Consider the following 9,179-nt stretch of genomic DNA (forward strand, 5'->3'; position numbering starts at 1 on the left):
CAGCCTCGACGGCAAGCTCGTCAACGAAGGCCGCAGCCTGTCCACAACCATCCCGCTATTAACCCGCGGCGGCCACCAAATTGCCGTGAGCGTCATCGACAGCCAAGGCCGAGAACTCAGCCGCGACAGCGTCTCCATTACTGCCCACTGGCCAGGCAAATAAACGCACCAGCCACTACCCTTTGCACTTTTTTGGTGCATACTGTTTAGTACATCCAACTGCTTCGCCCCATCTCAGGGCCACAATCTTTTTCGCCAACCCTGAGATCGAGCGCCAAGCCACAGCTGCTGCGGGCTGACAGCCACTTCGCCCTCTGCCCGAGGCACTGGCCTGGATATTGCTTTCTACAGGACCATAACGATCACAGCAGCGACCCTATGCCCCCAAATAGCCTACACCACCACATACTCGACAATCTCAAGACCGCCATATTATTGGTCGAGCCCAACCTTACCGTCAGCTATATCAACCCGGCGGCGGAATCACTGCTCGCGGTGTCGGACCAGCGTATTCACGGCGAGGCCATTACCCACCTGTTCCACGAAAAAGAAGACACCGTCGTCAAGCTGCTCGACTCCCTCAACAATCGCGAGGCCTACACCAAGCGCGAGACCGTACTCACACTGCGCTCGGGCGACGAAATTACCGTCGACTACGCCGTTACCCCGATTGTGGAGCAGCAACGCACCTCGCTGATCATTGAACTGCAGCCCCTGGACCGACTGCTGCGTATCAGCCGCGAAGAGGGCCTGCTGTCCTCCCAGCAAAACAGCAAGGCACTGCTTCGCGGCATTGCCCACGAGGTCAAAAACCCCCTCGGCGGCCTGCGCGGCGCCGCCCAACTGCTCGCCCGCGAGCTGAACAGCCCGCGGCTGCACGACTACACCAACATCATCATTGAAGAGGCCGACCGCCTGCGCAACCTGGTCGACAATATGCTCGGCCCCAATAAAATGCCGGAGATGCGCCCCACCAATATCCACGAAGTCCTGGAACGGGTACGCCAGCTGGTCGAAGCCGAGAGCGACGGCAACCTGACCCTCATTCGCGACTACGACCCCAGCATCCCCGACCTCTGCGCCGACCGCGAGCAGTTGATCCAGGCGGTGCTCAATGTCGTGCGCAACGCCCAGCAAGCGCTCGACCAGTCCCCGCCGGAAAACGGCGCGACGATTACCCTGCGCAGCCGCACGCTGCGCCAATTTACCATCGGCTCCCGCCGCCATCGCCTGGTGTGCCGAGTCGACGTTATCGACAACGGCCCCGGCATCCCCAAGGACCTCGAGCCGTCGATATTTCTGCCAATGATTAGCGGCCGCGCCGACGGCTCTGGGCTGGGACTGTCAATTTCCCAGTCTATCCTCAATCACCACCAAGGCCTTATTGAATGCCACAGCGAGCCCGGTCACACCGAGTTCTCGCTGTTCATCCCCGTGGAGCAAAACCGATGACGCAAAGCAACACCGTATGGATTGCCGACGACGACAAATCCATTCGCTGGGTACTGGAAAAAGCGCTTAACCAAGCCGGCATCGTCACCCGCAGTTTCGAGTCCGGCGACGCCCTGCTCAGCCAACTCGAAAGCGGCACCCCCGACGCCGTGATCAGCGACATCCGCATGCCCGGCATCGACGGCCTAAAACTGCTGTCGCGAATCAGCGATATTCACCCCGGCCTGCCGGTGATTATCACCACCGCCCACTCCGACCTGGACAGCGCCGTGGCCTCCTACCAGGGCGGCGCCTTTGAATACCTGCCCAAGCCCTTCGACGTCGACGAAGTACTGGCCACCACCCAGCGCGCCCTGCAGCACGCCAACAAAAACCGCCACAGCCTGCCGGAAGAAATCCCACTGGAAAGCACCGAAATTATTGGCGAAGCGCCGGCCATGCAGGAGGTGTTCCGCGCCATCGGCCGCCTGTCGCAGTCCAATATCACGGTGCTGATCAACGGCGAGTCCGGCACCGGCAAAGAGTTGGTCGCCCAGGCCCTGCACCGCCACAGCCCGCGCGCCAACCACCCCTTTATCGCCCTGAACATGGCGGCCATCCCCAAAGACCTCATGGAGTCCGAGCTGTTTGGCCACGAGAAGGGCGCCTTTACCGGCGCCACCGCCCAGCGCCGCGGCCGCTTTGAACAGGCCGATGGCGGCACTCTGTTTCTCGACGAAATTGGCGACATGCCCGCCGAAACCCAAACCCGCCTGCTGCGCGTGCTGGCCGACAGCGAATTTTACCGGGTCGGCGGCCACACCCCGGTCAAAGTGGATGTACGGATCATCGCCGCCACCCACCAGAACCTGGAGAAGCTGGTACAGAACAACAGCTTCCGCGAGGACTTATTCCACCGCCTGAATGTTATTCGCATCCATTTACCCAAGCTGGCCGAGCGCCGCGAAGACATCCCCAAGCTGATGCAGCACTTTTTCACCAGCGCCGGCAACGAGCTCAATGTCGAACCCAAGCGCCTGCTGCCCGACACCGAAGAATACCTCTGCCAACTGGATTGGCCGGGCAATGTGCGGCAACTGGAAAACACCTGCCGCTGGCTGACCGTTATGGCCTCCGGACGCGAGATTCACCTCAATGATCTGCCGCCCGAGCTGCTGGAAAATGGCGGCGGCGAAGCTGCGCCCGCAGCCAACTGGCAAGACAATCTGCGCCGCTGGGCCGACCAGGAATTACTGCTGGGCAAAGACAAACTGCTGGACCGGGCGGTCCCCGAGTTTGAGCGCATCATGATAGAAACCGCCCTCAAACACACTCACGGCCGCCGCCGCGACGCCGCCAATCTGCTCGGCTGGGGCCGCAATACCCTGACCCGCAAGATCAAGGAGCTGGGCATGGGCGAGGACGACGAGGAATAAGTGCGCTGATATAGGCGGCGGCCTACAGCGCGCCGGCAAAGCCCTGCTGGCGCCAGGCCTCGTAGCTGACCAGCGCCACCGTATTGGACAGGTTCAAACTGCGGGCATCGGCCATCATCGGCACGCGCAGGCAGTGGTCCGCGCCCAGTGCCTCGCGGATCTCCGCCGGCAGGCCCGCGGTTTCCGAACCGAACAACAGCACATCCCCCGGCTGATAGGCCACCTCGGCATAACTGCGCCGGCCCTTGGTCGTCAGCGCAAAAATACGCTGCCCCGCCACCGCCGCACAAAACGCCGCGTAATCGGCATGGCGACTGACCCGCGCCAGATCGCCGTAATCCAGCCCCGCGCGCCGCAGCTTCTTCTCTTCCAGATCGAAACCCAGCGGCTCGATCAAATGCAAATGGCAGCCGTTGTTCGCCACCAAACGAATAATATTGCCGGTATTGGGCGCGATCTTGGGTTCGTGCAAAGCGATATGAAACATCGGAAAACGACCGGCAGAGGCTAAAAGGCCGGGGACGAACGCCCCGGCGCATCGGTTTAGTGAGTGGTTGCTTCGCTGGCAGCGGCCTTTTCGTCAGCCTGAGCCTTGGCCTGGCGATACAGCGCCTCAAAATTGACCGGCTGCAAAGCCAGGGCCGGGAAACCGCCCTTCACCGTCAGCGCATCCACCGCTTCGCGCACATAGGGGAACAGCATATTCGGGCAGGCAATGCCCAGCAGCTGGCGCAGCTGCTCGCCCTCGATACCCTCGGCAACAAACAAACCCGCCTGCTGCACTTCCACCAGAAACGCGGTCTCGTCTTCTTCCAGCTTGGCGGTCACGGTCACCGTCAGCGTCACCTCAAAGGTATTCTCGCCCACAGGCTGACTGCGGGTATTGAGGTCGACGTGCATCTTCGGCTTCCAGGCTTTGGTAAACACCACCGGGCTGGCGGGCGACTCAAAGGAAGCATCTTTAACGTAAATACGCTGCAGCGCGAATTTGGGGGTGTTGTCTTGTGCTTGGGCGTTCTCTTGTTCAGCCATTGTCGGATCTAAACTCCTGATAGGGGGTAGTGTTTATTATTCAGCTGGCCGCCAGCATGGCATCCAGCTTGCCGCCGCGCTCCAGCGCAAACAGCTCGTCGCAGCCGCCAACATGGGTATCGCCTACCCAAATTTGCGGCACGGTGCGCTGCCCGGTGCGAGACAGCAAATCCTGGCGCAGATCATTGCGACCATCCACCGGCACCTCGGTAAAATGCACCTGCTTGCTGCTCAACAACTGTTTGGCGCGCACGCAATAGGGGCAAAAGCGAGTGGTATAAATCGTCACAGCGCTCATCGTTCGCTCCTCGCAATCAACCTTTAACCAGCGGCATTTGCAGCGATTGCCACTCGCCGATGCCACCCTTTAGGCGGTGCACATTGCCGTAACCCATGGCGGCCAGTTTCTTGCCCGCCGCACTGGAGTGCTGACCGAGTTTGCAAATCAGCACCAGGGGCTGATCCTTGTCGGCCGCCAGCCGTTCAATCTCCTTGTCCAGCTTGGTGTAGGGCACACTCTGAGAATCCAGAATATGCCCCTTGCTGTACTCGGCCTTATCACGCAAATCGATCATCAGCGCCTTCTGCTGATTCACCAGATTCACCAGCTCGTGGGGCGTCAATGCGCGACCGGCGCGGCGCGACTCGTGAAAGCTCAACAGCATCAAACAGGACAGCAAAGCGGCTACCAGCAACCACTGCTCAGCGACAAATAAAATCAGTTTTTCCATGAAATCTCTCGAACGGCTCTCTGTGGGGTCCGTATACGGGCCAGTGGCCCACGCGCGAAAACGCCAGAGTATACACCGCTAACCGGGAATTCTCACCACGGCAAACGTGGCCGCTACCCACTGGAAAAGTTACAATGCCCTATTTACTTTCCGCGAAGCCCCCTGCCCGAGCTGGCGCAATGGGCCATCCGCAAGACTCTGACAATGGATTTACCAAGCATGGCTGACAAACAGGCAAAAACTCCCGTGGTGCTGATTATTCTCGACGGCTTCGGTTACCGCGAAGCGCCACAGGACAACGCCATACACCACGCCAACACTCCCCACTGGGACGCCCTCTGGCAGCAGCAGCCGCACACGCTGATCTCCGGCTCCGGCCTCGATGTCGGCCTGCCCGACGGCCAGATGGGCAACTCCGAAGTCGGCCATATGAGCCTGGGCGCCGGCCGCATCGTTTACCAGAACATTACCCGCATCGACAAAGACATTGCCGACGGCAGCTTTTTTGACAACGCCGTCTACCAGCAGAATATCGACAAGGCGGTGGCCGCCGACAAAGCCGTACACATCTTCGGCCTGCTGTCGCCGGGCGGCGTGCACAGCCACGAAAACCACATGTTGGCGATGATCGACATGGCGGCCCAGCGCGGCGCCAAAAAAGTCTACCTGCACGCCTTTCTCGACGGCCGCGACACACCGCCGCGCAGCGCCAAGGGCTCGCTGGCTAAATTCGACGCCAAATTTGCCGAGCTGGGCTGCGGCCGCACCGCCTCGATGATCGGCCGCTACTACGCCATGGACCGCGACAACCGCTGGGACCGCGTGGAAAAAGCCTACCGCCTGCTCACCGAGGCCGACGCCGAGCACCGCTACGACAGTGCCGACCAGGCCCTGGCCGCCGCCTACGCCCGCGACGAGAACGACGAATTTGTCGCCGCCAGCGTGATTCAGGCCGACGGCCAGCCCAGCGCCGCCATCGGCGACGGCGACACGGTGATCTTTATGAACTTTCGCGCCGACCGCGCCCGCGAAATTACCCGCGCCTTTGTCGACCGCGACTTCGACGGCTTCGCCCGCCGCGTGGTGCCGCAACTGGCCGGTTTTGTAATGACCACCGAATACGCCGACAGCATCGACGCGCCGGTCGCCTACCCGCCGGAAACCCTGGTCAACAGCCTCGGCGAACTGCTGGAAAAACACGGCAAAACCCAGCTGCGCATCGCCGAAACCGAAAAATACGCCCACGTTACCTTCTTCTTTAGCGGCGGCCGCGAAGCGCTGTACAAAGGCGAAGACCGCAAGCTGATCAACTCTCCCGACGTGGCCACCTACGACCTGAAACCGGAGATGAGCGCGCCGGAAGTCACCGAGCAACTGGTGGCGGCCATTCGCAGCGGCGACTACGACGCCATTATCTGCAACTACGCCAACGGCGACATGGTCGGCCACACCGGCGTGTTCGAGGCCGCCGTCAAAGCGGTGGAAGCCCTGGACAGCTGCATCAAACAGGTCACCGACGCAGTGCGCGAAGTGGGCGGCCACTGTCTGATTACCGCCGACCACGGCAACTGCGAGCAAATGCTCGACTACGACGCCGAACAGCCCCACACCCAGCACACCACCGAACTGGTGCCGCTGGTCTATGTCGGCGACGACAGCGCAAAACTGAAGGCCGAAGGCGGCCGCCTGGCCGATATCGCCCCCACCATGGTGGCACTGCTGGGCCTGCCCCAGCCGGAAGAAATGACCGGCGAAAACCTGATCAGCCACTGAGGGCCGACAACATCAGCCGCTCAGCGCACAAGCCGCGCATGCGCCCCCTGGCACTGATCCTGCTCGGCCTGCTGCCCCTTTGGGCGCAGGCCGCAGACGAAACCGCCACCCGCGAACAGCTGAAGCAGCTCAGCCAGCAAATCCACTCGCTCAAAAAACAGTTGGGCAGCACCCGCGAACAGCGCAGCCGCGCCGCCCGCGAGCTGCGCGACGTGGAAACCGAGATCGGCAAACTCGCCGCCCGGCTGCACCACACCCGCCGCCAGCGCGACCAACAGCAAGGCAAGCTGAACAAGCTGCAGGGCGAACAGGCCGAACTGCGCCGCCGCCAGGAACAGCAAAAGGCGCTGATTGCCGAGCAAATTCGCAGCGCCTACACTCTGGGCCGCGAACGCCAGATCAAAATGCTGCTCAACCAGCAGGACCCCCAATCACTCAGCCGGCTGATCAGCTACTACGACTACTTTAATAGCGCGCGCAGCCAGCAGCTGGAAAGCTACCGGCAAACCCTCAGCGCACTCAATGCACTCATTCCCGCCATTGCTGACGAAAGCCGCGCATTGAGCGACACCGAGCAGCGCCTCAAACAGCAGAGCCAGCAGCTGGAAGTACAAAAGCAGCGCCGCCAGCGCAGCCTCGCCAAGCTCGACAGCGAACTCAGCAGCCAGCAGAGCAACCTCGGCAGCCTGGACAAAGAACGCAAAGACCTGGAAGGCATTCTCGCCGCCATCGAGCGCGAAATTACCAGCATTGCCATCCCGGCCAGCTACCGCCCCTTCAAAGAAATGCGCGGCAAACTGCCCTGGCCAGTGGCCGGCAAGCGCCTCAACAACTACAACGCGCCGCGCCAGGGCAGCGCCGTGCGCTGGCAGGGCGTGCAAATTGCCGGCGAAGAAGGCAGCCCGGTGCGCAGTATTCACAACGGCCGCGTGGTCTACGCCGACTGGCTGCGCGGCGCCGGCCTGCTGATTATTGTCGACCACGGCAACGACTACCTCAGTCTCTACGCCCACAACCAGAGCTTGCTGCGCCAGGAGGGCGACTGGGTGCGCGGCGGCGAGGCCATCGCCACCCTCGGCAACAGCGGCGGCCAACGCCAGAGCGGCCTGTATTTCGAGATCCGCTACAAAGGGCGCCCCAGCAACCCGGCGATCTGGTGTCGCTAAGCCGGCAATAGCGACAAATTGCCGCAAAGGTGGCTACAATGGAGGCTGTTTAAAATCGGCGGCGCAGGACGCTCCGCCCCTCTGCTGTATTGGGAAGCTGATAATGCTGCGTCGAGTTAGCCGAGCCCTGTTGCTCAACCTTAGCCTGATATCTCCACTGGTTCTGGCCGATGCGCCAGCCACCGATGTCCCGGCCTCAGACACCGCGCCACAGGGCGCCCTGCCACTGCAGTCGCTGCGCAATTTTGCCGACGTGTTTAATCAAATCCGCAAAAGCTACGTTGAAGAAGTCAGCGACGAAACCCTGCTGGAAAACGCCATTCGCGGCATGCTCAGCGGCCTCGACCCCCACTCCGACTATCTGGACGCCGACTCCTTCGACAATCTGCAAACCCACACCAGCGGTGAATTTGGCGGCCTCGGCATCGAAGTCAGCATGGAAAACGGCTTTATTAAGGTGGTCGCGCCCATCGACGACACCCCCGCCCAACGGGCAGGCGTGCAACCCGGCGACCTGATTATCCAAATCGACAACCAGCCAATCAAAGGCCTGAGCCTGCAGGAAGCGGTGGCGCTGATGCGCGGCCCCAAGGGCAGCAAGGTCAGCCTGAGCATTCTGCGCGAAGGCACCAAAACCCCCATTGAACTGGAACTCAAGCGCGACATCATCGTGGTGGCCAGCGTGCGCAGCGAAATGCTGCAACCCGGCTACGGCTATCTGCGCATCTCGCAATTTCAAAGCCGCACAGGCGAAGAGCTGCGCCGCGAACTGCAAAAACTCAAGGCCAGCCGCAGCGGCCTGCGCGGCCTGGTTCTGGACCTGCGCAACAACCCCGGCGGTCTGCTGCAGGCCTCGGTACAAGTCAGCGACACCTTCCTCGACGACGGCCTGATCGTCTACACCGAGGGTCGCCTGCCCAATGCCTTTAGCCGCTACATGGCCAGCAGCCGCGAAAAAAGCGACGACACCCCGCTGGTGGTACTGATTAACGGCGGCTCCGCCTCGGCCTCGGAAATTGTCGCCGGCGCCCTGCAAGACCACCGCCGCGCCATTATTCTCGGCACCCAGAGCTTCGGCAAAGGCTCGGTGCAAACCGTGCTGCCGCTGTCAGAAGACAGCGCCATCAAACTCACCACCGCTCGCTACTACACTCCCAGCGGCCGCTCCATTCAGGCCCACGGCATCGTGCCCGACATCATTGTCGAGCGCGCCCGCATCGAATCACTGGGCGCGGAAAAACTGGTCACCGAGGCCGATCTGGCCGGCCACTTGGGCAACGAGAACGGCAAGGAGAGCAACGGCAAAAACCGCAGCATCGACAGCGCCGCCAGCAAACTGGCCGCGACCGACAACCAGCTTTACGAAGCGCTGAACCTGCTTAAGGGGCTGGATATTATGTCGGCGAATAGTCAGCAACTGGCTAAGCGGAAGTTGCAGGGGCCGGTGGAAGAGTAAGCCTTTCCCTTTAAGGCATGGGTTTCGCCCTGCTGGGCGACTGACTTCTTTTTGTGTGAAAAAGAAGTCAGCAAAGACAATGCGCTTTGTGCATTGAGCGCCGCTCGCCGGCGACCCGAAGGGCGAGGCATGCCATGCCGAGTAAAACGGGCAC

The 9,179-nt window shown here is 61.5% G+C and carries 9 protein-coding genes; 5 read left to right on the forward strand and 4 right to left on the reverse strand.

The genetic code is table 11. The annotated features are described in order from the left end of the window. The first annotated feature begins 378 nt into the window (after positions 1-378). Both glnL and ntrC read left to right on the forward strand, forming a co-directional pair. Positions 379-1,452: a nitrogen regulation protein NR(II) gene (glnL, locus tag ABYM29_RS13265; protein ID WP_372865253.1), complete on the forward strand. Its 1,074-nt coding sequence runs from the start codon at positions 379-381 to the stop codon at positions 1,450-1,452. Beyond that, positions 1,449-2,867: a nitrogen regulation protein NR(I) gene (gene ntrC, locus ABYM29_RS13270; protein WP_372865254.1), complete on the forward strand. Its 1,419-nt coding sequence runs from the start codon at positions 1,449-1,451 to the stop codon at positions 2,865-2,867. Before glnL ends, ntrC begins: the two co-directional genes overlap by 4 nt. Positions 2,868-2,889: 22 nt before the next feature. On the opposite strand, the gene ABYM29_RS13275 is transcribed toward ntrC, so the two are convergent. Genes ABYM29_RS13275 through ABYM29_RS13290 form a run of 4 tightly spaced genes read right to left on the reverse strand, consistent with a single transcriptional unit; the run spans position 2,890 to position 4,630 of the window. After that, positions 2,890-3,354 carry a tRNA (cytidine(34)-2'-O)-methyltransferase gene (locus tag ABYM29_RS13275; RefSeq protein WP_372865255.1) on the reverse strand — a complete coding sequence of 155 codons (465 nt, stop codon included), beginning with the start codon at positions 3,352-3,354 and terminating at the stop codon, positions 2,890-2,892. Positions 3,355-3,410: 56 nt separating this feature from the next. Further along, positions 3,411-3,899 (reverse strand): protein-export chaperone SecB, encoded by a 489-nt coding sequence (secB, locus tag ABYM29_RS13280; RefSeq protein ID WP_372865256.1) that lies wholly within the window; start codon positions 3,897-3,899, stop codon positions 3,411-3,413. Positions 3,900-3,939: 40 nt separating this feature from the next. Then, complete coding sequence (gene grxC / locus ABYM29_RS13285) at positions 3,940-4,197, reverse strand: glutaredoxin 3 (RefSeq protein ID WP_372865257.1); 258 nt, start codon at positions 4,195-4,197, stop codon at positions 3,940-3,942. Positions 4,198-4,213: 16 nt separating this feature from the next. Next, positions 4,214-4,630 carry a rhodanese-like domain-containing protein gene (locus ABYM29_RS13290; RefSeq protein ID WP_372865258.1) on the reverse strand — a complete coding sequence of 139 codons (417 nt, stop codon included), beginning with the start codon at positions 4,628-4,630 and terminating at the stop codon, positions 4,214-4,216. A gap of 219 nt (positions 4,631-4,849) precedes the next feature. On the opposite strand from ABYM29_RS13290, the gene gpmM reads away from it, so the two are divergent. From gpmM to ABYM29_RS13305, 3 genes are all read left to right on the forward strand, one after another. Further along, positions 4,850-6,403, forward strand: a complete 1,554-nt coding sequence (gene gpmM / locus ABYM29_RS13295) for a 2,3-bisphosphoglycerate-independent phosphoglycerate mutase (protein WP_372865259.1) — start codon at positions 4,850-4,852, stop codon at positions 6,401-6,403. A gap of 38 nt (positions 6,404-6,441) precedes the next feature. After that, a complete protein-coding gene (locus ABYM29_RS13300) occupies positions 6,442-7,569 on the forward strand; it encodes a murein hydrolase activator EnvC (RefSeq protein ID WP_372865260.1) in 1,128 nt (375 codons plus the stop codon). Between the two features lie 103 nt (positions 7,570-7,672). Further along, positions 7,673-9,025, forward strand: a complete 1,353-nt coding sequence (locus ABYM29_RS13305) for a S41 family peptidase (protein ID WP_372865261.1) — start codon at positions 7,673-7,675, stop codon at positions 9,023-9,025. The last annotated feature ends 154 nt before the right edge of the window (positions 9,026-9,179 follow it).

Origin of the sequence: Spongiibacter sp., from assembly GCF_041602295.1 — a bacterium.
Lineage (GTDB): Bacteria > Pseudomonadota > Gammaproteobacteria > Pseudomonadales > Spongiibacteraceae > Spongiibacter.